Source organism: Thalassolituus sp. UBA2590 (assembly GCF_002339775.1).
In the GTDB taxonomy this organism is placed as follows: domain Bacteria; phylum Pseudomonadota; class Gammaproteobacteria; order Pseudomonadales; family Oceanobacteraceae; genus Thalassolituus.
Genome location: NZ_DDKU01000170.1, coordinates 1 through 24,216, shown reverse-complemented (window position 1 = coordinate 24,216; position 24,216 = coordinate 1). Strand labels below are relative to the sequence as shown.

The 24,216-nt window shown below is 52.6% G+C and carries 23 protein-coding genes; 2 read left to right on the top strand and 21 right to left on the bottom strand.

All coding sequences use genetic code 11. The features are described from left to right. Nucleotides 1-101 precede the first annotated feature (101 nt). The 18 genes from B2067_RS14290 to dksA form a co-directional block, all read right to left on the bottom strand. Nucleotides 102-902, bottom strand: coding sequence for a hypothetical protein (locus B2067_RS14290; RefSeq protein ID WP_301388906.1), 801 nt, complete (start codon nt 900-902; stop codon nt 102-104). A 90-nt stretch (nt 903-992) separates the two neighbouring features. Further along, entirely contained in the window at nt 993-2,138 is a 1,146-nt protein-coding gene (locus tag B2067_RS14285) for a hypothetical protein (RefSeq protein WP_301388905.1), read from the bottom strand. A 17-nt stretch (nt 2,139-2,155) separates the two neighbouring features. After that, on the bottom strand, nt 2,156-3,004 hold the full coding sequence (locus tag B2067_RS14280; RefSeq protein ID WP_301388904.1) for a hypothetical protein: 849 nt from the start codon (nt 3,002-3,004) through the stop codon (nt 2,156-2,158). A gap of 256 nt (nt 3,005-3,260) precedes the next feature. Beyond that, the gene (mtnC, locus tag B2067_RS14275; RefSeq protein WP_301388902.1) at nt 3,261-3,980 is read right to left on the bottom strand and encodes an acireductone synthase; all 720 of its coding nucleotides are present in this window, start codon (nt 3,978-3,980) and stop codon (nt 3,261-3,263) included. Between the two features lie 7 nt (nt 3,981-3,987). After that, nucleotides 3,988-4,533 (bottom strand): 1,2-dihydroxy-3-keto-5-methylthiopentene dioxygenase, encoded by a 546-nt coding sequence (locus B2067_RS14270; protein ID WP_301388901.1) that lies wholly within the window; start codon nt 4,531-4,533, stop codon nt 3,988-3,990. 7 nt (nt 4,534-4,540) lie between these two features. Then, entirely contained in the window at nt 4,541-5,185 is a 645-nt protein-coding gene (locus B2067_RS14265) for a methylthioribulose 1-phosphate dehydratase (RefSeq protein WP_301388900.1), read from the bottom strand. 14 nt (nt 5,186-5,199) lie between these two features. Continuing rightward, nucleotides 5,200-6,204 (bottom strand): S-methyl-5-thioribose-1-phosphate isomerase, encoded by a 1,005-nt coding sequence (gene mtnA, locus B2067_RS14260; protein WP_301388899.1) that lies wholly within the window; start codon nt 6,202-6,204, stop codon nt 5,200-5,202. 427 nt (nt 6,205-6,631) lie between these two features. Next, a complete protein-coding gene (gene pgi, locus B2067_RS14255; protein WP_301388898.1) occupies nt 6,632-8,290 on the bottom strand; it encodes a glucose-6-phosphate isomerase in 1,659 nt (552 codons plus the stop codon). 118 nt (nt 8,291-8,408) lie between these two features. Then, nucleotides 8,409-8,789: an aspartate 1-decarboxylase gene (panD, locus tag B2067_RS14250; RefSeq protein WP_076516573.1), complete on the bottom strand. Its 381-nt coding sequence runs from the start codon at nt 8,787-8,789 to the stop codon at nt 8,409-8,411. A 108-nt stretch (nt 8,790-8,897) separates the two neighbouring features. Further along, nucleotides 8,898-9,758, bottom strand: a complete 861-nt coding sequence (gene panC, locus B2067_RS14245) for a pantoate--beta-alanine ligase (RefSeq protein WP_301388897.1) — start codon at nt 9,756-9,758, stop codon at nt 8,898-8,900. Next, nucleotides 9,755-10,564, bottom strand: a complete 810-nt coding sequence (panB, locus tag B2067_RS14240) for a 3-methyl-2-oxobutanoate hydroxymethyltransferase (RefSeq protein WP_301388895.1) — start codon at nt 10,562-10,564, stop codon at nt 9,755-9,757. The genes panC and panB overlap by 4 nt, the downstream gene beginning before the upstream one ends. Nucleotides 10,565-10,624: 60 nt before the next feature. Beyond that, complete coding sequence (gene folK, locus B2067_RS14235) at nt 10,625-11,119, bottom strand: 2-amino-4-hydroxy-6-hydroxymethyldihydropteridine diphosphokinase (protein ID WP_076516579.1); 495 nt, start codon at nt 11,117-11,119, stop codon at nt 10,625-10,627. 5 nt (nt 11,120-11,124) lie between these two features. After that, entirely contained in the window at nt 11,125-12,492 is a 1,368-nt protein-coding gene (gene pcnB, locus B2067_RS14230; protein WP_301388893.1) for a polynucleotide adenylyltransferase PcnB, read from the bottom strand. A 1,670-nt stretch (nt 12,493-14,162) separates the two neighbouring features. Beyond that, on the bottom strand, nt 14,163-15,566 hold the full coding sequence (locus tag B2067_RS14225) for a sigma-54-dependent transcriptional regulator (protein ID WP_068439284.1): 1,404 nt from the start codon (nt 15,564-15,566) through the stop codon (nt 14,163-14,165). Then, entirely contained in the window at nt 15,563-18,493 is a 2,931-nt protein-coding gene (locus tag B2067_RS14220) for a sensor histidine kinase (protein WP_301388891.1), read from the bottom strand. Before B2067_RS14220 ends, B2067_RS14225 begins: the two co-directional genes overlap by 4 nt. Then, the gene (locus B2067_RS14215; protein WP_068439288.1) at nt 18,483-18,662 is read right to left on the bottom strand and encodes a hypothetical protein; all 180 of its coding nucleotides are present in this window, start codon (nt 18,660-18,662) and stop codon (nt 18,483-18,485) included. Before B2067_RS14215 ends, B2067_RS14220 begins: the two co-directional genes overlap by 11 nt. 50 nt (nt 18,663-18,712) lie before the next feature. Next, the gene (gene gluQRS, locus B2067_RS14210; protein ID WP_301388890.1) at nt 18,713-19,591 is read right to left on the bottom strand and encodes a tRNA glutamyl-Q(34) synthetase GluQRS; all 879 of its coding nucleotides are present in this window, start codon (nt 19,589-19,591) and stop codon (nt 18,713-18,715) included. Nucleotides 19,592-19,654: 63 nt separating this feature from the next. Next, entirely contained in the window at nt 19,655-20,089 is a 435-nt protein-coding gene (dksA, locus tag B2067_RS14205) for an RNA polymerase-binding protein DksA (RefSeq protein WP_068439292.1), read from the bottom strand. A 210-nt stretch (nt 20,090-20,299) separates the two neighbouring features. Between dksA and B2067_RS14200 the strand changes: the two genes are divergently transcribed. Continuing rightward, the gene (locus tag B2067_RS14200) at nt 20,300-21,496 is read left to right on the top strand and encodes a pyridoxal phosphate-dependent aminotransferase (RefSeq protein WP_301378177.1); all 1,197 of its coding nucleotides are present in this window, start codon (nt 20,300-20,302) and stop codon (nt 21,494-21,496) included. Next, a complete protein-coding gene (sfsA, locus tag B2067_RS14195; RefSeq protein WP_301388889.1) occupies nt 21,496-22,206 on the top strand; it encodes a DNA/RNA nuclease SfsA in 711 nt (236 codons plus the stop codon). Before B2067_RS14200 ends, sfsA begins: the two co-directional genes overlap by 1 nt. A gap of 51 nt (nt 22,207-22,257) precedes the next feature. On the opposite strand, the gene B2067_RS14190 is transcribed toward sfsA, so the two are convergent. The 3 genes from B2067_RS14190 to B2067_RS14180 form a co-directional block, all read right to left on the bottom strand. Further along, nucleotides 22,258-22,575 (bottom strand): Rieske (2Fe-2S) protein, encoded by a 318-nt coding sequence (locus B2067_RS14190; RefSeq protein WP_301388887.1) that lies wholly within the window; start codon nt 22,573-22,575, stop codon nt 22,258-22,260. Between the two features lie 338 nt (nt 22,576-22,913). Further along, nucleotides 22,914-23,699 carry a Crp/Fnr family transcriptional regulator gene (locus tag B2067_RS14185; RefSeq protein ID WP_301388886.1) on the bottom strand — a complete coding sequence of 262 codons (786 nt, stop codon included), beginning with the start codon at nt 23,697-23,699 and terminating at the stop codon, nt 22,914-22,916. Between the two features lie 97 nt (nt 23,700-23,796). Next, nucleotides 23,797-24,216 (bottom strand): pentapeptide repeat-containing protein (locus tag B2067_RS14180; protein WP_301388885.1); only part of this gene is annotated, 420 nt, incomplete at its 5' end.

Genomic DNA, 24,216 nt, shown 5'->3' with positions numbered 1-24,216 from the left:
GCAAGGAGAGCCGGGCTAGGATGGCCAGCCCCTTGGGGGTTGCGGGCAATTGATACCTGTGGAGGGTATAGTGTTAGGAGAGCTCCGGATTCGAGTTAGTCCTACTCTTCGGTTTGTTTCGCCTTCTCAACGGCTTCTCTTCTGAAATCCAGGTATGAACCAGTATCAGCTTCTCGTCTCCAGACCAGAGGCTCCATGGCTGCGGTTTGATGTGTATCTTTCGATACTGATGCCGCAGCGGCTTTCTCTTTCTTAACCCACGCTGGAAGGTCGATCTGGACGGTCTGCATTATAGACGTGCAGTAGTTCTTAATTGCTGCTTCGTGAGAGGCTGTTTTTTCGTTTTTCGGGAAACCGAACAGAAACTGAAGATAGTGATTCTCAGTGATGGGAGTGGACCATATGTATTCAATGAAATTGCTGTGGGTGGAATGTTCCACCTCATTCATATGATAGGTAAATTCAACTTCATTATTTACCCAGGTTCCAATGTTCTGAAGAGCTGTTACATCTAAGTAATATCGTTCGTCATTGAACTGTCTGGAAGTTTCGGATCTAACGACCTCTAACAATTTTCCGGGCAGAAAGAGGTTCTGTCCATTGTTACACTTGGCGACTAAGAGTCTGAACTCTATATAGGATTTATTCTTACCAAGTCCAAAGATACCTTTTATATCCCAAGTACTGGAATAGCAGGTCTCATAACCTACAGCTTCATCTTCGGTAACGAACTTTTTATTGTCGTATAAATTGAAGCTGGACGAGTACTCACGGTGAACTCCCCATTTCGTGGCTGTGGGGCTAAGTACTACGGATATTTCGATATCCGATAGCTTAAAAGAACGCTTTTGGACGCTCTTTAAACTAGGGAAACGGAGTTTGCCAAATATAGGGTAAGACATGTTTATCGGCTGTTGGTCATCACTGGTCTGATCGTAGTGGAACCAAGGTGCGCTTAGCGCACCTTAAGAGCAGCGGTCGTTGACGCTGGATCAGTTGCCTGCCCACTGTTGGTTTCCTTTGCCAAAGGTCGTATTACCTATTCCCCACAGGCTTCGGCCATATGCTCCAATAACACAGGTTGTTATCAGAGCAGCCGCTGCTCCATAGCCGGCGCTGTTCATCATTGATGATCCGGCGGCGGTCGCAGCATCAATGGCTTTCATTATGTTGTCGCTGCCAAACGCTGAGCCTGCTCCAAAGGTTAAGCCGACAACAGCAGTCTGAATAGTACCTGCGCTGGTCAGCTTATTAATAAGTGCGTCGCGATTATGGACTATGTCATGTTCATTAAGCTGCAACCCTGCAAATTCAATGTTTGCGGAAGTGCAGATACTTTCAAGATGCGCTCTACGGCTTTTGGAACCCCTTGGGTTGCTGAAGAATACGCGCTGAGTTTGTGCCTCAGCCTTGAGTTCATCTTTTTTGGCTAGCAGTTCCAGAGCTTCTGCGAATACTGTCGTCGCCTCTCCATGGACTAACCAACGTACGCGTCTCTTGCTTGCATGAGCTTTAATAAGGTGATTCAGGATGGAGTTTACATGTTGAGTATTTTTGAAATCGTTATTTAGCCAGTAGAGTGAGTAGTGATTACCAGCCGCTTTCGATTGATTCGGAGATAGTGTGTAAGCGCCGAGAATATGCTCAGGTAATTTGTCTCCAGCTTCTTCCTTGGTTTTGAACTTGCCGGCGACGGCAGCACTATGTTCATTGTCACCCCAGTGGTGAGTGAAGTCCATGGCGACGTCGGTATCTCGTTCTATGTTCCATTTATCGAGGCCAGCCTTGACGCGATACAGGCCTGGGGTTTGTTTAGTTGTGTATTCGGGAGCATCATCAACAATCGTATGATGAACTTCGATATCACCCGATCCTTCGTCAATCCGGAAGGTTATCGAAATCGGTCCAATAACGGTTCTCTGCATCCCTACTTGTCGAGGGCCCGGGTTTGTAGCCAAGTGGATCATAGCCCTGTTCAGACGTTGAAAATAGTAGTGCCCTTCTTCCTTCGACTTGATTACTTCCCATTGGGTCTTAACGCTTTGAAGCACGTAAAGATTCCGATTGATATTGATTCGGCTAGGATCAGATTTAGAGATATAAAGATGAAAGCGTGGTTTAACTTGTTTGATATTCATGAGTAGAATCCTTTCTATTATTTTGTATATGTCGGTGCTGGAGTGCCTGGCTCTGTCACAATGATAGGGGGGTGCCCATGTTCACGTGATCCTCGATGCCACGCCCACGGATAAACCCACTCCTCGGGATCGCGCTGTTCCGTGTAAGCCCACCTTTCAGTTTCATTTTGCAAACGCATAACCTTTGCTTGAATTTCCGGACGATACTTCAGATCGAAGGTTGATATAACCCGACCGATTATGTTCCTGAAGTGTTCGTTGATAATGTCTTTCTGATCGGAGTTAATGCAGTAAAAGTTAGCCAGTACAAAAAGATTGTCATCGAGTGGTGCGAAAGCAAAAGCATGCCAAGCAACTTCATCAGCCTGATTTCTATCTCGTTCCTCACAGTAAACCCAAGGGGTATCATGAGTTTTGTATACCTGCCAATTTACTGGAGCTATTCGTACACCGAATTCTGGCTGTTCAGGGCCGTGATTAAATAAGTATCGGTTGATAACTTGTTCAAATTGGTTTGGATTTAAACAGCTCATACCATCTGGTAGGGTATCTGCACGCATCAGGTGAGCATTTGCTCGGATACTCCCTATGGGTTGAGGGTCCCATAGCACACCGTATAGCTCCCACCGTCGACTATATAGAGACTGATTCGAAAAGAGCCCATAGAGGTCGTGCTCGAATGCTTGCGGGTTGTAGGCATTCAGTGTGGATGCAGGTGCGACTCTCTCTCCGAAACCTTCAAAATCTTGGTTCGGTAACAGCTTGAAAGATAGTGTGCTCCCAGATAGGTCTACGGATATATTCTCTGGGCTGTTGATGCCAGGAATATATGGCCGTTTGGTGGACGAAAAGAGGCGCTTCAGCATGATCCTTGCTTCTTGGAGTATTCAGGTCAAACTACCATAATTGGTTTGTTGATTTAAGTGGTTTGGTAGACCGTACGCGCCCTTCGAGCACGATTTACCATTGTATCCACGGCTGTGGGGGCTGCCGATTAGGGTTGTCTAATCCATACTTATGAATGCGAACAAGATATCTTGCGGAATTGGTTATCGGGGATATGATCCCCTCCTACAAGGCGGGGGGAGAGGCGTAGGGAGTGCATAAATCGATAGAGGAAACTCAGATTTCCGCAAAACTCTTCACAGCCTTATGCTCAGCATCCGCCGGTATGCCGTCTTCACGAACCAACCACACAGTCTGCATTCCGGCTTCTTTCGCGGCATCCAGTTCTTCTTTGATGTCTGATAAAAACAGCACGTCTTCGGCGTTTAATCCTGCGTGTGTTTTCTGCAGTTCAGCCAGAATATTCAGGTAAGACTGAGTCTCACGTTTGCCGCCCATCAGGGTGTCGAAATGGCCGTTAAATAAAGGCAGCAGGTTGCCGTCCTGCGAGTAGCCGAAGAAGAGTTCCTGGGCTTTTACCGAGCCTGAGGAATACACGTACAGTGGCAGGCCGCTGTCGTGCCATTTTTTCAGGTATTCGGTGGCGTCCGGGTACATGTGCGCTTGGTAGTCGCCATTTTCGTAACCGGTTTTCCAGATCATACCTTGCAGGGCTTTGAGTGGGGTAGCTTTGCGGTCTTCGCTGATCCATTGCAGCAGTTTGGCGATGAGTGCGTCTGTATTGTCGGCGCTGATTTTGGCGCTGAGATTGTCACCGTCTTCTGCTGCGATTTCTGCCGTCTGCTGCAGTGCAGTCTGTACTTTCTCGTCGTTGAGGTTGGCTTTTACGAATGCGGGCAGGTGCTCTGCCGCGTACGGGAAAAGCACGTCTTTTACGAAAGAAATCGAAGACGTGGTGCCCTCGATGTCGGTCAGGATCAGTTTGACGTTCTGCATAGCGGAATCAGTTTTCTAAACGGTTAAAGCGGTTGGCAATATCGCTGCCGGTGAAGTTCGCGACCCAGCCTTCTGGGTTGTTGAACAGGCGGATGGCGATAAAGTTCGGGTTCGGGCCCATGTCGAACCAGTGGGTGGTGTTCGCTGGCACGCTGATAAGGTCGCCTTGGGTGCACAGCACTTCGTAGACTTTTTCGCCGATGTGCAGGGTGAACAGGCCTTCGCCACCGACGAAGAAACGTACTTCGTCTTCGCTGTGGGTGTGTTCGCTCAGGAACTTCTGACGGAATTCGCCTTTCTGAGGGTGATCGGCGCTGAGGCTGATAACGTCCACGGTCTGGTAGCCGTCATTTTTCATCAGGCGGTCGATGTCTTTCTGGTAGGCCGCGATGACCTCTTCCTGTGGCGCACCCGGCTCAAGTTCTGCATCGGTTTCCCACTGTTCGTAACGCACACCAGCTTCTGCCAGTTTTGCGGCCATTTTTTCTTTGTTGTCGGTGGTGAACAACAGGTTGGTGACGTCGTGGTCTGTGTATACTCGGAGTACGCTCATAGTGGCCTCACGGTTGGCGTATTTTTAATAATTCGAGTTGGTAGCCTAACAGGTGTTCGAGTGCTTCAAGGTGGCGGTAACACTCTGCGAGGTCTTTGCCCCAGGTATAAACCCCGTGGCCACGGATCAGGTAGGCATGTCCCTGACCGTGTTCCTGCATGTGCGCTTCTACCTGCGCAGACAGGCGGTCGATGTCCTGATCGTTTGGAAAAATCGGGAAGGTGACGATACCTTCGTGGGTGGTCTCGCCAGCGAAAGCTTTCTGCAGTTCCCAGCCGGTGATGCTCAGGCTGTTTTCTTTCCAGATCTGCGACAGTAACACGACGGTCGGTGAGTGCGTATGCAGCACGGCGCCGATATTGCCATCGCGTCGATACAGTTGCGTGTGCAGGCCGGTTTCTGCCGAAGGCTTACCTTCTGACAGTGGGTTGCCGTCCATGTTCACCGCCAGAATATCGGCTGGGGTTAGCTCTCCTTTGTGTTTGCCGGAGCTGGTGAGGGCGCAGACTTCTTCATTCAAGCGTACAGAGTAATTGGAGCTGGTGGCGGGCGACCAGTTGTTACCGTAGAGAACGCGGCCGTATCGGCAGAGTTCTTCGGCGGCTTTCTGGAAGTCTGCCTTGTTGAATGCGGCTTTGTTGCAAACAGTCATAAGTCGCTACCTGCTCAGCTGTTGATCATAACGGCGATATTTTCCACCGTAGGATTTTCGACAAAGCCTTTCTCGGTCACGATGGCGTCGATCAGTTCCGCAGGGGTGACATCGAACGATGGATTAATCGCTTCGCAGCCCTCAGGGGCGATTAGCTGGCCGTTAAGTGATGTCACTTCTGACATCGGGCGCTGCTCAATCGGGATGGCGTTACCGCTGTCGAGTGTCAGGTCAAAGGTGGTGGTCGGTGCGGCAACCATGACTTTCATGCCGTGGTGTTTGGCTAAAACAGCCAGGCTGTAAGTACCGATTTTGTTGGCAACGTCGCCGTTGGCGGTGATGCGGTCAGCACCGACAATCACCCAGTCTGCACCGTTGGCACGGAATAGCTGTGCGGCTGCGCCGTCACACACCAATTTCACCGGAATATTATCCTGCATCAGCTCCCATGCGGTTAAGCGTGCGCCTTGCAGCCATGGGCGGGTTTCACCGGCGTATACCTGGGTGATTTTGCCATCGGCGTAGGCAGAACGGATGATGCCCAATGCGGTACCGTGGCCGCCAGTCGCCAGAGCGCCTGTGTTGCAGTGGGTATAAATGCGGCTGCCTTCTTTAATCAGCGAAGCGCCAAATTGCCCCATAGCCAGGTTGGCGGCGATGTCTTCTTCGTGAATCTTTTTCGCTTCGGCGACCAGTGCGTGTGGGTCTTCTGTGCCCAGACTGGCCATGCGCTCCAGTGCCCAGAACAGGTTAACGGCGGTTGGGCGGGATTCTGCCAGTACTTTATAAGCTTCGCCAAGATCACGGCCGTTTAAAGCATCCAGTGCGTAACCGTAGGCGGCGGTGATACCGATGGCAGGCGCGCCACGCACGACCATGTCACGGATGGCATCAGCAACATCATTGGCGGTGGTGTATTCATGCACTGTGTGAGTGTGCGGCAGTACGCGCTGATCTAAAAGATGCAGCGATTGGCCGCGCCATGCGATGGCATGAAACGATGATGAATGCGCTGTCATAGGTAACACCAGACTGAGGGGTTAAAGCGCCGCATTTTACACTGGTTGGCGGTGTGTTGTCGTTAAGAAGGCGTCATGGAGAGTCCAGCCGGAAACTGCGAATGGCCTTTGTTGGCATGGATGCCAACAGAGAGCGTACAGGGATGTATTTACAGCGTGCCAATCGGGGTTTTGGGTGGGCTCATAGGTATTTAGCCCGCTATACGACGCTCCACACTCGCAGCAAGTACGTCCCTGTATGCTCAGCTCCCACATCCTTGTGGGAGATGGTGTGTCGCTGCCGCATACCGGGCTCAACCACCACCGCGGATGTAACAACAGCGCCAAACTTTGTGTTTGCAGCCTTTGCCAGCAGGGATGCTGGCAGAGAGTTTACAGGGATGTATTTACAACGTGCTGCACACACAAGGTTTGACGATGTTTCTCGTTACAGAAGCTTCTGCATGCGATGGAAGGCGTTGATCAGGCCATTGGTTGAGCCGTCAAAGCCGTCCGGTGCGCTCTGTGATTCCAGAGCATCGAGGACTTTGTTACCGAGTTTCTTACCCAGCTCTACACCCCATTGGTCGAACGAGTTCACGTCCCAGAGCATGCCCTGTGCGGCAACTTTATGCTCGTAAAGCGCAATCAGTGCACCAACCACCTGAGGCGTCGATTTCGGGAAGTACAGCGTGTTGGACGGGCGATTACCCGGAATCGCTTTATGTGGCGCAAGCACCATGGCTTCGGCTTTGCTCATGCCTGAAGCAACCAACTCTTCTATGGCTTCGTCTTCTGATTTACCCTGCAGCAGCGCCTGGCTCTGTGACAGGCAGTTAGATACCAGCATCGCATGGAAGTTATCAATCGGGTTGTGGCTGTTCATCGGCATGATGAAGTCACACGGTGAGAAGTGCGTGCCCTGGTGCAATAGCTGGTGGAAGGCGTGCTGACCATTGGTCCCTACGCCGCCCCAGATAACCGGGCCGGTGTTGTAATTCACTTTGCTACCATCAATGGTCACGCTTTTGCCGTTACTTTCCATATCAAGCTGCTGCAGGTGCGCAGGCAGTGAGCGCAGGTAGTGATCGTACGGCAGGATGGCGTGTGAGTTCACACCAAAGAAGTTAACGTACCAGATACCCAGCAAGGCCATGATGACGGGCATGTTGTGTTCGAGTGGTGCCGTGCGGAAATGCTCATCCATCAGGTAAGCACCGCGCAGCAGGTCGCGGAAGTTATCAATCCCGATGGCCAGTGCCAGCGGCAGACCGATAGCCGACCAGAGCGAATAACGACCGCCTACCCAGTCCCACATCGGGAAGATGTTCTCTTCAGAAATACCAAACGCAGTGGCTTTTTCGACGTTGGAAGACACCGCGGTGAAGTGCTTGCACAAATCGCCTTCGGTACCGCCATTATCAAGGAACCACTGGCGGCAGGCATTGGCGTTCTTCAGGGTTTCCTGAGTACCAAAGGACTTGGACTGGATAATAAAGAGGGTGGTCGCCGGATCGAGTCGCTTCAGAATCTCAGTAATGTGCGAGCCGTCGATGTTGGCAAGGTAGTGAATATTCAGGCGGCTGTCCCAGTACGGCTTGAGCGCGCTGGAGGCCAGTTTCGGGCCGAGGAACGAACCACCGATACCGATGGATACCACGTCAGTAAAAGGCTTGTTGGTGTAGCCGCGCCATTGGTTACGACGGATCTTCCAGCAGAACTCTTCCATGCGATGAACCGTCTCGCGGATCTCGGGCATGATGTTTTCGCCGTCGACCATGATGTCTCGGTCGCCGAAGTTACGCAGAGCGGTGTGCAGTGCCGGACGGTTTTCGCTGCGGTTAATGGTTTCGCCATTGAACATGGCTCCGATTTTCGCTGGCAGGTCCTGCTCACGGGCAAGGCTGAGCAGCAGAGACATAGTGTCTTCGGTGATGCGGTTTTTGGAGTAGTCGAGGGTAAGGCCTGCCGCTTCAAGCTGGAAGGTGTCAAAGCGGTTGGGGTCTTCGTTAAACCAGTCACGCATGTGGTGATCACTGATGCGGCTGTAGTGTTCCTGAAGGTCTTTCCACGCTGCTGACTGCGTCAGGCTTCCTGTGTATCCCATTGGTTTTCCTGCACTTTTTCCGTAACTAATGAATTGAGTATACGGTGTGGGTAATCAACGGGCAAAAAAAGACCGCCCGGAGGCGGCCTTTGTGGTCAGTTTGACAGTGATCGTGTGATCAGGCCACCTGAACCGGAATGTCGAAGCTGGTGTGGCTGACAGTGTTGTCTTCGTTCATGTACACCATCTTTGGCTTAAAGGTTGCCAGTTCTTCTTCGCTGTAGTTGCCATAAGCGCAGATGATGATGCGGTCGCCAACACTGGCGTGATGCGCTGCCGCACCGTTTACAGAGATAATGCCTGAGTCGTCTTCGCCACGAATGATATAGGTGGTGAAGCGTTGGCCATTATCAATGTTGTAGATCTGGATTTGTTCAAACTCACGCATGCCCGTTAGTTCGAGCAGCTTGCCGTCAATGGCACAAGAGCCTTCATAATTCAGCACAGAGTGAGTCACACGTGCCTGGTGAAGCTTGGCTTTCAGCATGATGGTTTGCATGGGTAAACCCTTCAAGTTCTCTGTTCGGACAATTCAAAACCGCGTAAATTTGCGGGCGTCTGAACTGTTCATTTTCTGGCCTATAGGCGTAAGGCGCGGAAGTATGCCTTAAACAATCCCGCGATTCAACGTTACGACCAGATTATCAATAAGGCGCGCATTGCCTAGAAATGCGGCGCCCAGAATGACCACCTCGGCAACCCCTGATGCCGCTGGGCTCAGGTCTGTGGCGGATCTTACTTCAACATAGTCTGGGCGGAATCCGCGCTCTTCAAGGCGAAGACTAGCTGCGCTCAGGCTATTTTCCAGCGACTCACCGGCGTTCAGTGCGTCGGCAACTTCGTTCAGTGTCTTGTAGAGTCCGGTAGCAAGCTGGCGCTCTTCGTCCGTCAGGTAGCCGTTGCGTGAACTCAGGGCCAGTCCGTCTTCCGCGCGGGCAGTCGGGACGGTGACTACCTCCACTGGAATACACAGGTCGTTGACCATCTTTTTGATCACAGCGACCTGCTGGAAGTCTTTTTCACCAAAGAAGGCGGCGTCGGGCAGTACCTGGTTAAACAGCTTGGTGACTACCGTAGAAACGCCGTCGAAGTGCCCTGGGCGGCTGCCACCGCACAGGCCTTCAGAAACCACGGGCACATGGACAATGCTTTGCTCGTCCTGACCGTTCGGATACATCTCGTCGACGTCCGGTGCGAACAGCAGGTCGCAGCTGGCTGCGGCAAGCTTTTCCTGATCCTGTGGCAGGGTGCGTGGATAGCGCTGTAGATCAGTTTTGTCGTTAAACTGGAGCGGGTTCACGAAGATGCTGCTGACAACGTAATCGGTCTCAGCGTTGGCGCGATCAACCAGGCTGATGTGGCCCGCGTGAAGGTTCCCCATCGTCGGTACGAAACCAATACGTTTTCCGCTCATACGAGCGTTGCGGACGTGCTCCCGCAGTTCGGCAATGGTATGGACAGTGATCATGCATCGAATCCATGTTCTGGGGCCGGGAAGCTGCCATCGCGGACTTCGTCAGCGTAGGCTTTGATTGCTTCTGGCACGGTGCGGCCATCGGTCATGTAGTTTTTCACAAACTTCGGGATGTGCTGAGTATTGAGGCCCAGCATGTCGTAGCAGACCAGCACCTGAGCATCAGTGTCTGAACCCGCACCAATGCCGACGACAGGTACGTTTACCGCTTCTGTAATGCGCTTCGCCAGAGGGCTGGGAACACACTCAAGCAGGATAATATCGGCCCCGGCTTCAGCCAGAGCAATGGAGTGCGCGACCATAGCGTCGGCTTTCTCTTCTTCACGGCCCTGAACGCGATAACCGCCCATTTTGTTTACCGCTTGCGGCGTAAGGCCGAGGTGAGCACAAACCGGTACACCCTGACGAGCCAGGCTCTCTACAAGTGGCACCAGCCACTCATCGCCTTCGACTTTAACCATGTGAGCACCGGCCTGCATGACAGCACGAGCGCTGTCTACGCCTGTTGCGATATCACCGTAGGTCATAAATGGCAGGTCGGTCATGATAAGTGCCTGGCGTTCAGCGCGGGCGTTACCACGTGCTACAGCAGCCGTGTGATAGACCATTTCTTCCAGTGTGACTGGAATCGTACTGGTCTGGCCCTGAATTACGTTACCGAGTGAATCACCAACCAGCAGAGCCTCAACACCTGCGTCGGCGGCCAATTGGGCGAAGGTGGCATCGTACGCGGTCAGTACAGAAAACTTCTGACCCTTGTCTTTCATGCTTTGTAACGTGCGGATGCTGATAGCGCTCATGCTGTTTATTCTCCGGTAATCCCGATACGCGGGTAATGGGCGTATGGTGCGGATTGTGGGTTATAAGTCAATAACGGGCGATTGCAGCTTGTGCAGATCGCCGTCAAATTCGGGCTGGATCTGACTGAGCCGTTGCCCGTCAGGTAGGGTGAGATCTGGCGCAATCTCCAGTAATGGGGTCACCACGAAAGAGCGGTTCGCCATTTCGTGGTGAGGAAGATTCAGGCGCTCTGAATTCAGTGTTTCATTGCCGTAAAGAAGGATATCGAGGTCGATGCAGCGTTCGCCCCAGTGGCGGTGTTTTATCCGGCCCTGGGTCTTTTCAATCGCCTGCAGGGCATCGAGGAGATCCAGAGGCGCCAGAGTTGTCTCAAGTTCGGCGACGGCATTCACATAGTCGGGCTGATCTTCAGGGCCAAGCGGCGCGCTGCCATAAAGAGAAGAGCAGCGGATGAGCTGAGTCTCTGGCAGAGCTTTCAGTGTTCGCAGGGCGATATGAATCTGCTCGATGGGCCCGTCTATGTTGGCCCCAAGCCCGATATAAACCGTGGTCATTGGGGTCAGCTACGGTTGTTATTGCCGTTGCGACGACGACGCGGGCGACGGCGGCGTTGCCCATCATTGCGCTCGCCTGCACCATCGCTGCGTCTGTCGTGTGAACGACTCGCCGCTGGTGGATGGTCTTTCTGGATTTCGGTCCAGAAATCACACAGCTCCTGCAGATCTTCGCCAGACTGCTGGCGTAGCAGCAGGAAGTCGTAAGCGGCACGGAAGCGTGGATGCTGGGTCAGCTCGGCAGCTTTGCGGCTGCGCGTTTTCGGCAGGCGTAGCTGCATTTCCCAGATTTCACGCATCGGAATCGAGAAGCGCTTTGGAATCGCGGTCGCTTTCACCTGTTCCTGAAGTACCTTGTCGGCGGCTTTCTGTAGTGCCGGATGCGGCGCCATGCCATCGTCTTCGTACTTCTGACGCACTTTATTCAGCTGCGGCCAGAGCAGTGCGGCCAGGAAGAAATACGGTGTTACCGACTTACCCGACTGAATACGGGCATCGGTGTTACGCATTGTGTTCTCGACCAGAGACACGGCGTAATCGTCTTCCTGCATGCGTTGTTCCGCAGACGGGAACAGAGGTTCGAACAGGTGGTAGTCACGAAGCATGCGCACAGTATCCAGTGCGTTGCCCGCCAGAATAAGTTTCAGAGACTCTTCGAACAAACGCGCTGCAGGGATCTGAGTCATCAGCGGTGCCATGTCACGAATCGGCGCGGCCGTTTTCGCTTCGATGTCGAAGCCGAGTTTTACCGCAAAGCGGATGGCACGGAGCATGCGCACCGGGTCTTCCCGATAACGTGTTGCCGGGTCACCGATGAGGCGGATCTGCTTGGCTTTCAGGTCTTCCCAGCCGCCAGCGTAAGAGTGCACGCTGAAGTCATCGATGTTGTAGTAAAGGGCATTGATAGTGAAGTCGCGGCGCATCGCGTCTTCATCTTTGTTGCCGTAGACATTATCGCGCAGGATCATGCCCTGATCGCCCTGGCGGGATACTTTATCCGAATGCTCTTCAGAGGGTGGGGCGCGGAACGTCGCGACTTCAATGACCTCGCGGCCAAACACCACATGAACCAACTTAAACCGACGACCAATCAGGCGGGAATTGCGGAACAGAGCATTAACCTGCTCTGGCGTCGCATCCGTCGATACATCGAAATCTTTAGGTGATAAGCCGAGAAGGTTATCGCGGACACCTCCACCCACCAGATAGGCTCCATAGCCAGCTTTGCGCAGTCGATATAGCACCTTAAGCGCAGGCTCACTGATGTTTGTGCGGGAGATAGAATGCTCGTCGCGCGGAATCACACGTAGCTGTACATCGTCAGCATCGGCTTTCTGGCTGAACAGTTTTTTGACTCGGTTGATCAGGGTCACGATAGAAGTGGTTCTCTGGTTAATCTGCGAGCGAGTTTACAGCTAAGCCGGAGCGGACACAAAGTAAACAGTTGAGGCTGGCCCGGAGGGGGAGGTAGCAGACAAAGAAAAAGCCGCACTGATTGGGGCCAGTGCGGCTTTCTGAGTCGGGTGGTGCCGGATGTTGTTATTGTTATGCCCAGCAACCATGTCGACAGATGTTTTGAATGGGCATCCCCTGCCTCATTTTTTATTGTTGTTGTCGGCGCTCAATGCACATTCAAAACATTTGTCACCCAGGCCTTTGTTATTTTTATTGTTGGCCCTTCTTCTCTACCCGATCCCGTTGGAAGCACTTTGTTATTTTTATTGGTGCGCTTCGTTCTGAGATCTTGCTGAGGCGTCGCATTTGTTATTTTTATAGTTTGCGTTGCTCTCTGATGAATATAAAGCGAATGGTGTGCCAACTTTTAAAAACCTATATATATCAATAGCTTATGTTTCATTGCCCCGGTTTTTGAGTTGTGCTGTGGGCCGAAGTGTTACGAAAGATTACGGATTGTGTAACCCACAGGTAACAAACTTCAGGAAACGTAACACTGAGTAAATGTTCAATCAGCCTTACGCCGGATGCCACTGAAGAGTAAACCGTCGAGAGGTTATGAAGAGGTCGAATCGGGTAGGGCGAATTTCAGGCAATAAAAAAGCCGCAGGTGCGGCTTCTTGGATTCTTTCTGCAGTCTTGTTTGGACGCCTCTGTTATTTTTATTGTTAGCGGCCCAACTGTCTTATTTTTCTCTGATCTTCCGTACTTCTTATTGTTTGTGAAGGGGTCCTTCACTGGGCTTGCTGATTATTTTTATTGTTTGCGTTTCAGCGGCAAGCCCGGCAGTCCGACTTTGTTATTTTTATTTGTGTCGTCCTGCTGTACGTAAATTAATGCCAAGACCGTGCCAGTTTTTAAAAGTCTTTATTTTTCAATGGTTTATGGTTTTTGTTGGCGGGCATTAGGCGCATTTTTACAGAAAGTGTTACGTAACATTACGCTGACATATGTCTATTGGTAACAGTTGGGCGAGTGGGGTAACACTTTAGTCGAAGTGTTTTGCCTGGGGTAACAAAGACGTTACCGATCGGGAATGATTGCTGAGCTAGTACTGATGCCTGACGAGCAGGCAATAAAAAAGCCGCTCAGGCGGCTCTTCAGGGGCGTTATTCTTATTATTCTGTGCTGCCACAGGTGTCATCGTCGTTTTGAATAGGCAGAGCTTCTGTTTTTATTCTTATTCTGTCTCTGCTCATTCGAAACTAACAATGGTGGCCATTGTCGTTTTTGTTATGAGGTTGGGAATTGCCGGCGCTTTATTATTTTTATTAGTGCGCCTCCCGCTTACCGGCAGTGTCTCTTTGTTATTTTTATTCATGGACACCAGCTCAGTACTGTCTATAAAGCCAAACCCGTGCCAATTATTAAAAAATCAATAAAAACAAGAGCTTATGAAATTACACCTGTCTATAATTATAGACAGTTAGACTAAAGTGTTACGAACTGTGAGCCATTAGGTAACAGTTTTGATACCTGAGTAACACTCTGTAACTGGATTCGTTACATGCGTAACAGAAAGGACGGAGGGCTGTCCTGAAAGGAATGTGTAACAGTGGGGGTAACAAAAGGAGTGGCCGAGATGGAATCAGCGGCCACCTTTTTTGCGTGGAATGCCAAGGCGCTGGCGACGTTCCCACAGCGATTTACGTGAAATTCCCAGCTTTTTAGCCAGTTCGGTCTCGGTCATGGACGCTTCGTTCTCGAGTACGAAGTGCACAAAGTAATCGTCCAATGACAGATCACCCTGCTGCTCGTCGTTCTGGTCCGTAGGCTGGTATGGGTTGTCTTCGACCAGGCTGTTACGCATGGAGTCACTGATGTAACGATCAGGGCTGACTTCGATGCCCAGCAGGTCAGGTTCAACCTCATCAGACTCAGCGAGGATGACAGAGCGCTCAACAGCGTTCTCCAGCTCGCGCACATTGCCGGGCCAGTGGTAATCACGAATCGCTTTCAACGAGGCATCGTTAAAGCACATCGGCGCCTGAGCCATTTTCTCACAGGCGCGTGCCAACATAGCGGTGGCAATTTCAATGACATCTTCACCGCGGTCACGCAGAGGCGGCAGGTGCAGTTCCATTACGTTGAGGCGGTAATACAGATCTTCCCGGAATTCGCCCTGTGAGGAGAGTTCTTTCAGGTTGCGGTGTGTCGCAGCGACGAGGCGTACATTAACCTTCTGGCTTTGCACTGAACCGACGCGGCGGATCTCACCTTCCTGCAGAACGCGCAACAGTCGCGCCTGAGCTTCAAGAGGAAGCTCACCGATCTCATCCAGAAACAGGGTGCCGCCATCAGCAGCTTCCACCAGGCCTTGGCGTTGAGCGGTCGCACCGGTAAATGCGCCTTTCTCATGGCCGAACAGTTCGGACTCAATAAGGGTTTCAGGAATCGCCGCGCAGTTTACGGAGATCAACGGCTTGTCAGCGCGTCGGCTCTGATTGTGGATCGCCTTCGCGACCAGCTCTTTACCAGTTCCTGATTCGCCCTGAATAAGCACAGTGGCATCAGTCGGAGCGACTTTCGCAATTTTTCGGAACAACAGCTGCATTGGCTCGCAGCTGCCGATAATCCCGGTCTCAGAGGAAGGCACTGGTTCTGGCAGGTCTTCGTGGGTGTCGGTAGCGGTGTCGTCGGTATCTGTGCGCATCGCCAGGATACGCTCGACCGCCTGAATCATTTCGTCGTGATCAAAGGGTTTGGCAATGTAATCAACCGCGCCGAGCTTCATGGCATCGACGGCAGAACGCAGGCTGGCGTAGCTGGTCATGATAAGAACCGGCACTTTACCTGCGAGCTCAATAAGGTCAGTGCCATGGCCACCAGGCAGTCTCAGGTCGCTGATGATCATGTCATAGCTGGTCAGGTCGAGCGCTTTGGCGGCATCGACAGAGTCTGCTTCAGTCACTTCATGATTATGGCGAGTTAACAGGCGACGCACCGCGTTGCGGATAATAGCTTCGTCTTCTACGACCAGAATATGACTCATGAATGGTGATCCGTTAACTCAGGTTGTTCACAACGTGGAAGACTGACTGTAACACAGGTTCCGCGTCCGCTGGCCAATGGGCTGTCGATTGCGATGTGACCGTAGTGCTCTTCAATGATGCTGTAGACCAGTGATAGTCCCAGTCCTGTCCCTTTACCCACGTCTTTGGTGGTAAAAAATGGCTCAAATATATGATCGAGCGTTTCCGCCGGAATGCCGTGTCCGTCATCTATCACGCGGATTCTGACCTGTTGTTCATCCATATCGCCCTGAACCCAGATGGTGCCGCCGGCTTCGGAGGCGTCGCGTGCATTACCCAACAGGTTTACGAACACCTGTACCAGACGCTGGGCGTCCCCAAGGGTCATCAGTTCGGGCGGGCAGTCGTTAATAAAATTGATGTCCTGACTGCGCTTACTCAGCTTAAGAAGCTGGATGGCTTCGTTAATACAGTAAGTGGCGTCGACCGGCTCGTGTTCTGTGCTGTGATGTCCGGCGTGAGAGAAGTTCATCAGCGATTGCACGATTCGGGTAACACGCTTGGTCTGTTCCTGAATCTGGTCGGCCATTTCCAGTAATTCCGGGTTGTCGGTCTCGTAACGCATGCTTTGCGCCAGACAGTCGATCCCCGTGATTGGGTTGCCAATTTCGTGGGCGACGCCGGCAGCAAGACGACCGATCGACGCAAGGCGCTCACTGTGCATCAGTTCTTCTTCAAGGAGCTGAGTTTCCGTCTGGTCCTCAAGCAGAATAACGGTACCGCCGGGCTGGCTGCCGCTGGGTTGCAGTACGGCTTTGTGCATACCAAACCAGCGTGGACGACCGGCACTGTCGACCCGGTGTTTATGTTTGTGCATGGCGTGGCTGGTCAGGAAGTCAGTCAGCATCGGCCCCCATGGAGAAGGCAGACGACTGACGTGCGAGCCCGTCACTTCACGGGATTCGGTACCCGTTAGTTGCGACATGACCTGATTCCACATCAATACTTCGCCATCCGGAGCGAGTGAGCATACCCCCATAGGAAGGCGCTCAAGTGTCTGGCGGTGATAACGGCGCAGGTTATCGAGTTCACTGGCAAGACCGCCCAAGCGGCTGTGGAAACCTTCAAGGCGCTGTTCCAGCTGGAAGATGTCTTCGGTCAGCTCAACGTCTTTCTGGAAGGGCAGGTAGCGGTTCACCAGATCGTGAGCAACCGTTGGGCCCATCAGACCTGAGAGGTTGGCTTCCAGTCGGGCGCGCAGGCGGCGCAGGGCGTAAGGTCTGTCTTCGTAGGATGGAAGCTCAAGATCATCTAACGCCTGATAGACTTCGCGTTCTGCGACGTAGCGCCCCAATGACGGAGTTAATGCATTGATAACTTCATTGGTGTTTACCGCTTGCAGAGGCAGACGCGATGGGCGTGACACGTTATCAATCGAGCAGGCATCCGCTGCTGATTGCTCTTCGGCGCTGCGTTTGGTGCTCAGGCTGATAATGACAAACAGCAGGAAATTGATACCAATCGCAGTAATGGCAGATAAGTGCCAGTTGCCCTCATCAGTGGGCGGTAAGAAGAACGGAATTTCCCAGCCCAGTGCCAGCTCACAGAACGGAAGTAAAAGACCATAGATCCAGGTGACGGTGCCGACGACCAGACCAACGATAAAACCTTTGCGGTTGGACTGAGGCCAGTACAGTAAGCCAAGAATACCAGGCAGGAATTGCGAGCAGGCAACGAACCCGAGAATGCCCAACTGACTGAGGTCGAGATCAGAGCCGACGATGCGATAAAAGCCATACGCCAGTAACAGGATTACACCAATCAGTGAGCGGCGCATCCACAGCAGCCAACGATAGAAATCGTAGCGCGGTGCAGGCTTATAAACCGGCAGCACCAGATGATTGAGGAACATAGCCGCAGTCGACAGGGTGGTAACAATAATGATGCCGGATGCCGCCGCCAGACCGCCAACGAAAATCATTACGGTCAGAAATTCAGATTCCAGCGCCAGACCAATACCCAGTGCGAAGTAGGAAGGGTCACTGTCGACGTTCAGATAGTAGCCAGCCCACAGAATAGGTGGCACCGACAGGCTCATGATTAGCAGAAAGAGTGGAAAGCCCCAGCTCGCATGTTTCAGTGCGCCCGGGTTGGTATTCTCGGTGAAGGCCATATGGAACATGTGCGGCATCGCCACCGCAGCCGCAAAGAACATCAGCAGCAGGGTTCTCCATGGGCCATCTTGAAGTCTTACCTGTTCGCGTGCGAGCTGTGCCTGATTGTCTGATAACCACTGTTCCAGGCCGCCGACTTCAGGGAACACGCCAAACAGAACCACGCCGCCCAGAACGAGAATGGCGACCAGCTTCAGAACGGATTCAAAGGCAATGGCGAACACCAGCCCTTCGTGTTTCTCTCGTGGAGACACATGGCGCGCACCAAACAGAATGGCGAACAGGATCATGATGAGACAGTAGGCCAGCGCCAGATTCTCAACCGGCCATTCGCGGTTTAGCAGATAAAGCGTATCGCCGATGGCTGTGATCTGCAGCGTCAGCATCGGGATCACAACCGCCAGCATGATCAGGGAGACGGTGATCCCTGCCCACCGCGACCGGTAACGGAAGGCAAGTAAGTCAGCCAGAGAGCTTAGCTGGTAAGTCCGGGTGATCTGCAGAATCGGTTTCAGCAGAATCGGGGACATGACAAAGGCGCCGGAAATACCCATGTAGTAAGCGAGGAAGCCGTAACCGTATTGGTTGGCCAGACCGACAGAGCCGTAAAACGCCCAGGCGCTGGCGTAGACACCCAAAGACAGCACATACACCAGAGGGTGGCGTACCCAGGCGCGGGGTAGCCAATTGCGCTCGACGGCATAGGCCGCGAGAAAGAGAGAAAACAGATAGCCAACGCCGAGGAGCGCCAGCTGACCAAGGCTAAACGTCATCGTTGTCCTTCTGCTTGCTGTTAAACCAGATATAGAGAGCAATCAGAAGCGCCCAGATACCGAATGGACGATACCAGGCGGCACGGTCGTCGAGCCACCAGTCCATCATGACTGGAGAAATAAGATAGATGCCAACCAGCATCAGCAGACTGAGGCGATAATCGTACATTTAGCGCTCTGGGTGTTTGGTTGCCCAGAGGTTATCACACCAGACGCTGATTATGTGCGTTGAAATGGCCCGGGTGCAGGCATAGATTTCTCGCCTTTCAAGGACACCGGGTTCCACTGGCTGACAGCCCAGTTTAAGAGTTCGTCCGCTGGCGCACCAAACAAGGTTTGTGGTGGCGACTGGCGTAACCAGTGCAGAGCCTGCCATAAAGTTTCACTGATGCGTTGGTCCGAGAGCGGCAGAGCCAGATTCTGTTTACTCAACTTCTGGCCATTCTGTTCGACCGCCACTGGAATATGACTGTACTGCGGGACACTGAGAGACAATGCCTGTTGCAGCAGATATTGACGAACGGTGGAGTCGATCAGGTCGATACCGCGAACGACATGAGTGATTTCCTGTGCGGCGTCATCGACGACGACGGCAAGCTGATAAGACCAGAAGCCGTCGCGGCGACGAATAACAAAATCACCGATTTCATCAGCGAGGTCATAGCGGTGATCAGGCTGCAGGCCATCGTGCAGAGTAGTAACTCCGCCGGGGCAGAGGAAACGCCAGGCGAAATCATGATCGGCGGGTGCTGGGCAGACGCCCAGATGAAGTTCTCCACCAAGCTGCTTACGGGAACAGGCACAGGGAAAGGCATCGCCCTGATCACGTAGTTTATCCAGTGCCGCCTGATAGAGTTCACCACGCTGGCTCTGATAAACAATGTCACCATCCCAGTGAAGACCATAAGCATCAAGAATCCGTAGAATCTCAGAGGCTGCTGTCGGGTCTTCGCGGGGAGGGTCGAGATCTTCGATGCGGACCAACCACTGTCCATGACAGTGTCGTGCATCCAGATAGCTGGCGAGTGCGGCCAGCAGAGAGCCAAAATGAAGAGGCCCGGTCGGGGAGGGAGCAAAACGCCCGATGTAATCAGTCATAGATGTGTTCCGGCAGGCAGTTTATTGCGCTGCCCACCGGTCACTGAACTAAAGCGTCGGAGCTTATACGCCGAGTTGCTTTTCCTTGATCTCTGCAAGGGTCTTGCAGTCGATGCACAGGTCAGCAGTTGGGCGGGCTTCAAGACGACGGATACCGATCTCAACGCCACAGGCTTCGCAGTAGCCGTAGTCGTCCTTATCTATCAGATCGATGGTTTTCTCGATTTTCTTAAGTAGTTTCCGCTCGCGATCACGGGTACGCAGTTCAAGGTTGAACTCTTCTTCCTGGCTGGCACGATCATTCGGATCAGCGTAGTTGTTGAGTTCGGTCTGCATGTGCTCTTTTGTGCGGTCAACTTCTTCCATCAGCTCCTGGCGCCAGTTGCCAAGGATTTTGCGGAAGTGATCCTGTTGCGCTTCATTCATGTACTCCTCGCCTTCTTTCAGGTCGTATGGAGTAAAGTCAGACAGGGCAAATTCTTTTTTCTCTTGCGGCATTTCTCTTGTGCCTCACCTGTTCAAATAATAGTCACGCATCAGCGCTTTTCTGAGCAATGCATCAGATGCGCAAAAAATACAAGGCCGGGAAACTATCAGATAACATCGCCAGCGCCAATACTTTTATGTGTTCATTTGTGAGTTCATATCCTGCTGTGCCAACACCTAATCTGGCACAATAGCCCATAAATCTTCAAAAATTTGAGAACTATGTCATCAACTTCGAAAAGAAGTGGCGAAATTAAGCCGTTTCAGGTCATGGCTATTCTGGCAGAAGCGCAGGCTCTGCAGGCCGCAGGACATGACATTATCCACCTTGAGGTCGGTGAGCCAGATTTCACGACGCCGGAGCCTGTAACCGAAGCAGGTATTGCTGCCTTAAGAGCAGGAAAAACGGGATACACACCGGCACTTGGCCTGCCTGAGCTACGCGAAAAAATCGCGCACTATTACCAATCGCGGTTTGGCGTTACCGTGCCAGCATCCCGTGTGGTACTGACGCCCGGTGCGTCGGGGGCGTTGCTGCTACTGACGGCTGCGCGGTTGAACCCGGGTGATCAACTGATGCTGGCTGATCCGGGATACCCGTGTAACCGACATTTCGCGCGCGTGTTTGAGGCCCATGGGCAACTGATTCCGGCTGGTCCCGAGCAGAAGTATCAACTGACGTCCGACGATGTTGAACGGCATTGGCAGCCATCGACTCGCGCCGCGCTGGTGGCCAGCCCGGCAAATCCGACGGGCACCGTTCTGTCTCTGGATGAATTGTCACAGTTATCACAGGCCGTCGCTAAGCAGGGCGGTGAGCTTTGGGTTGATGAGATTTATCAGGGGCTGAATTTCGGAGCCGGTGAAGGCGGCGGAGCCGAAACCGTATTATCTGTCGCCGACGACGCTGTCGTGCTGAACAGCTTTTCCAAATTTTTCGGCATGACGGGCTGGCGCCTCGGCTGGGCTGTCGTACCTGAATCACTGGTTCCTGTGCTGGATACTCTCGCACAGAATCTGTTTCTGGCGCCACCTACACCGGCGCAATACGCTGCGTTAGCCGCTTTTTCTCCCGAGGTCATGGCGACATTAGAAGAGCGCCGTCAGATACTGCACGAGCGCCGCGATTATCTGCTGAGTGTATTGCCTGAGCTTGGTTTCAAGGTGCCAGTGGTCCCGGAAGGAGCATTCTACGTCTATGCGGATGCCAGTCGTTTTACCGATGACAGTCTGGCCTTCTGTGCGCGGCTTCTGCGTGAAACGGGGGTTGCCATCACGCCGGGCGTGGACTTTGGCGAGCATCGTGCTGGCGAGCATGTGCGCTTCGCTTTCACGACCCGTATTGAGCGCTTACAGGAAGCGATAGGGCGCCTTGCTGATTGGTTGCCAGAATACGTTGCTGAACAGGGTGGTCGATAATGCAGTACGAATTACCTCTGATCGAAGGCACTCTGATTAAGCGTTATAAGCGCTTTCTTGCCGATATCCGTTTGCAGGACGGCTCCGAGATTACAGTGCATTGCCCGAACACAGGTTCGATGAAACGCTGCGCTGAGCCGGGGAGTAAAGTCTGGATTTCGGACAGTGCGAACCCGAAGCGCAAATACCGCTATACCTGGGAATGGGTCGAAGTGGATGGAAAGTACCGTGTTTGCGTGAACACCTCCCGTCCTAATCAGATCATTGGTGAGGCACTCGAGGCCAGAGCGATAGAAAGCCTTACTGATTATGAATCACTGCAGCGGGAGCCCAAAGTCGAGGATGGCCGCCTCGATTTCTGTCAGCGTCTGGACGACGGTCGTCGGTGCTGGATTGAAGTGAAAAGTGTCACTCTGCTCGAAGAAGACAATGGTCTTGGCTGTTTTCCGGACGCAGTAACCGACCGCGGACGTAAGCACTTGCTTCGTCTGCAGGCCCTGAAAGAAGAAGGTGATAGGGCGGTGCTGCTGTTTTGTGTTCCTCACGAAGGTATTCGTGAAGTGACCGTGGCAGAGCATATTGACCCCAGGTACGCAGAGGCTTTGCGTGCAGTGATGGCTGCCGGGGTTGAAGTGATGGCGGCGAAGGTCAGCTTTGCCGACGACGATTCAGGACTTGAGGTCAGTGGCTTATTGCCGGTAGTGCTCTGACAGTACTTTGAGAGCAATTTGAGAGCACTCTGATGTTTTTGAGATTGCCGGTCAGAGTTCTATCCAGATATCGTGATCGCGCACTTCGCAAGGAAGTGGCGTGAGCGACTGGCCGGTGCAGGGGCCAGAGATACAGTAACCGCTTTCTATCAGAAACAGTGCACCGTGCATGGCGCACTGAATCAGCCTGCCATCCGAATCCAGAAACTGATCCGGCATCCACTCAAGGTTTACGCCCAGATGCGGGCAATGATTACGGTAGGCGTAAAGACTGCCCTGTTGGCGGACGATAAAAAAGGAATGTCCGTCGAGTTCGAATCCACGGGACTGACCTTCTTGCAGGTCGGAATCTTTGCAGATGGCTGGCACGGTGCGTCCTGTTACTTCTCTTGGTCTTTAAGCATACCGCAAAGGGTAACGCCCTGCGGGTTATGAATACTGGACGTCTATTCTAGCAAGCGGGCAAAAAAACGCCCCTCGACTCTTCGTGAAAAGATAGAGGGGCAAAGCAACCGTGATTAGCCTGGCCTCTCGGCCAGTGATGAGAGAGATCATCATTCAGACCATGTCAGAATGCTGAACATCGTTGGTGATGAGCCAGCGACAGGATTCATATTAGGGAAGATTCTAAATGCAGTCAATAATAATTATCATTTAGTTTTGTAAAGAGTATGTCAAAGGTCGTCTTTCTGAATGGAGAGCGGCTTTCAGTGTTGCTCCAGTACCTGCTGATTCATCATACTGATGCGTCGGGCAAGGTTTTCAATCAGGTTAACCGCAGCCTGAGGTTGCGCTTCGATTAATACGGTGAAGTCCTGCTGCGGCACTGCCATCACAGTACACGCCGTGGAGGCGATGATGGACGCCGAACGTTTTTCGCCAGTAAATACTGCCATGGCGCCAAAAACTTCATCTTCACCCAGTTCACCGACAGACACCCCATCCACGATCACATCAGCATTGCCACTGATGATGGTATACACCATATCGGCGTCGTCGCCTTGTTGAATGATAGTGTCACCCGCTGAAAAGTTCAGGAATCCGGCCACGGGCTTGAGTTGCTCTTTCGACAGAGCGCCAAGACGTTCGGTCAATAACGAATTGAGGGTGACCAGGTAATGGCTCCAGCAGTGCTGACGTCGCTTGTCGTTGTAGATGTGTAGCAGGAAATCGTCACGGTTAATCGGTTGCAGTTCGACATAGCCGTCAGTCGTCAGTGTCGGTGATGGCAGGTGGAACGATTGACTGATTCCGATCAGGTCCCCTTCTTCACAGGAAAACAGGGTATTCTCGTTGCTGCAGATATTGATGATGCCATCTTTGACAAGGAACAGAGTGTCTTCGTCAAAGTGCTCATAGAGGTCGTCCACAGACTCGAAAGTGACAGCATTCTGCGAGTAAGCGAAGCCTTGCAGCATCTCTCGTGCGAGCTGCTGTAGCCGGGGGGAGTTCGCTTCGAATCCTGTCGCGGGTTCAGTTCCATTCTGATACATGGTGCCTCTCTTGCTTCTGTGAGCAATTCGTTAATGACACTACTTTACCCGATTCGGCTGAGATGTAAGCAGCCTCAGTCGCTCAGTGATAACTGAGTCACATATTGCTACTGTGGCGCAGACGTGTCCCCATAGTGACGGATAAACGAATCTCTTCTGCACTGAGTTCGGGCGGAAAATAGCAGCCACTGATTTTTGCGTCAGCGAGGCTGGCTCCACCTAACTGGCACCCTCGGAAGTCAATTCCACGCAGATCCGAGCCGCGAAAATACGTATCCGTGAGGTCCATGCCTGATACATTGAGCTTGCGCAGATCCAGACCTCGAAGATCACACCCGGTAAGGTCACAGGATTGCCCGGACTCGCGCGCCTGATTAAAGCCTTCGACGTTATCGTCGCGCAGCATCAGATACATTGGGTCCTGACTGATTTGAGGTGTGGTCATGCAGTGACTCCTGAAATACACTTTGATGCTCTCATTATAGGCACTGGTTCCGACATTGCTTTCCACACCGCT

Coding starts and splice junctions, on each gene's coding strand:
- B2067_RS14290 (WP_301388906.1), bottom strand. CDS start 902: ATGTCTTACCCTATATTTGGCAAACTCCGTTTCCCTAGTTTAAAGAGC.
- B2067_RS14285 (WP_301388905.1), bottom strand. CDS start 2,138: ATGAATATCAAACAAGTTAAACCACGCTTTCATCTTTATATCTCTAAA.
- B2067_RS14280 (WP_301388904.1), bottom strand. CDS start 3,004: ATGCTGAAGCGCCTCTTTTCGTCCACCAAACGGCCATATATTCCTGGC.
- mtnC (WP_301388902.1), bottom strand. CDS start 3,980: ATGCAGAACGTCAAACTGATCCTGACCGACATCGAGGGCACCACGTCT.
- B2067_RS14270 (WP_301388901.1), bottom strand. CDS start 4,533: ATGAGCGTACTCCGAGTATACACAGACCACGACGTCACCAACCTGTTG.
- B2067_RS14265 (WP_301388900.1), bottom strand. CDS start 5,185: ATGACTGTTTGCAACAAAGCCGCATTCAACAAGGCAGACTTCCAGAAA.
- mtnA (WP_301388899.1), bottom strand. CDS start 6,204: ATGACAGCGCATTCATCATCGTTTCATGCCATCGCATGGCGCGGCCAA.
- pgi (WP_301388898.1), bottom strand. CDS start 8,290: ATGGGATACACAGGAAGCCTGACGCAGTCAGCAGCGTGGAAAGACCTT.
- panD (WP_076516573.1), bottom strand. CDS start 8,789: ATGCAAACCATCATGCTGAAAGCCAAGCTTCACCAGGCACGTGTGACT.
- panC (WP_301388897.1), bottom strand. CDS start 9,758: ATGATCACTGTCCATACCATTGCCGAACTGCGGGAGCACGTCCGCAAC.
- panB (WP_301388895.1), bottom strand. CDS start 10,564: ATGAGCGCTATCAGCATCCGCACGTTACAAAGCATGAAAGACAAGGGT.
- folK (WP_076516579.1), bottom strand. CDS start 11,119: ATGACCACGGTTTATATCGGGCTTGGGGCCAACATAGACGGGCCCATC.
- B2067_RS14225 (WP_068439284.1), bottom strand. CDS start 15,566: ATGAGTCATATTCTGGTCGTAGAAGACGAAGCTATTATCCGCAACGCG.
- B2067_RS14220 (WP_301388891.1), bottom strand. CDS start 18,493: ATGACGTTTAGCCTTGGTCAGCTGGCGCTCCTCGGCGTTGGCTATCTG.
- B2067_RS14215 (WP_068439288.1), bottom strand. CDS start 18,662: ATGTACGATTATCGCCTCAGTCTGCTGATGCTGGTTGGCATCTATCTT.
- gluQRS (WP_301388890.1), bottom strand. CDS start 19,591: ATGACTGATTACATCGGGCGTTTTGCTCCCTCCCCGACCGGGCCTCTT.
- dksA (WP_068439292.1), bottom strand. CDS start 20,089: ATGCCGCAAGAGAAAAAAGAATTTGCCCTGTCTGACTTTACTCCATAC.
- B2067_RS14200 (WP_301378177.1), top strand. CDS start 20,300: ATGTCATCAACTTCGAAAAGAAGTGGCGAAATTAAGCCGTTTCAGGTC.
- sfsA (WP_301388889.1), top strand. CDS start 21,496: ATGCAGTACGAATTACCTCTGATCGAAGGCACTCTGATTAAGCGTTAT.
- B2067_RS14185 (WP_301388886.1), bottom strand. CDS start 23,699: ATGTATCAGAATGGAACTGAACCCGCGACAGGATTCGAAGCGAACTCC.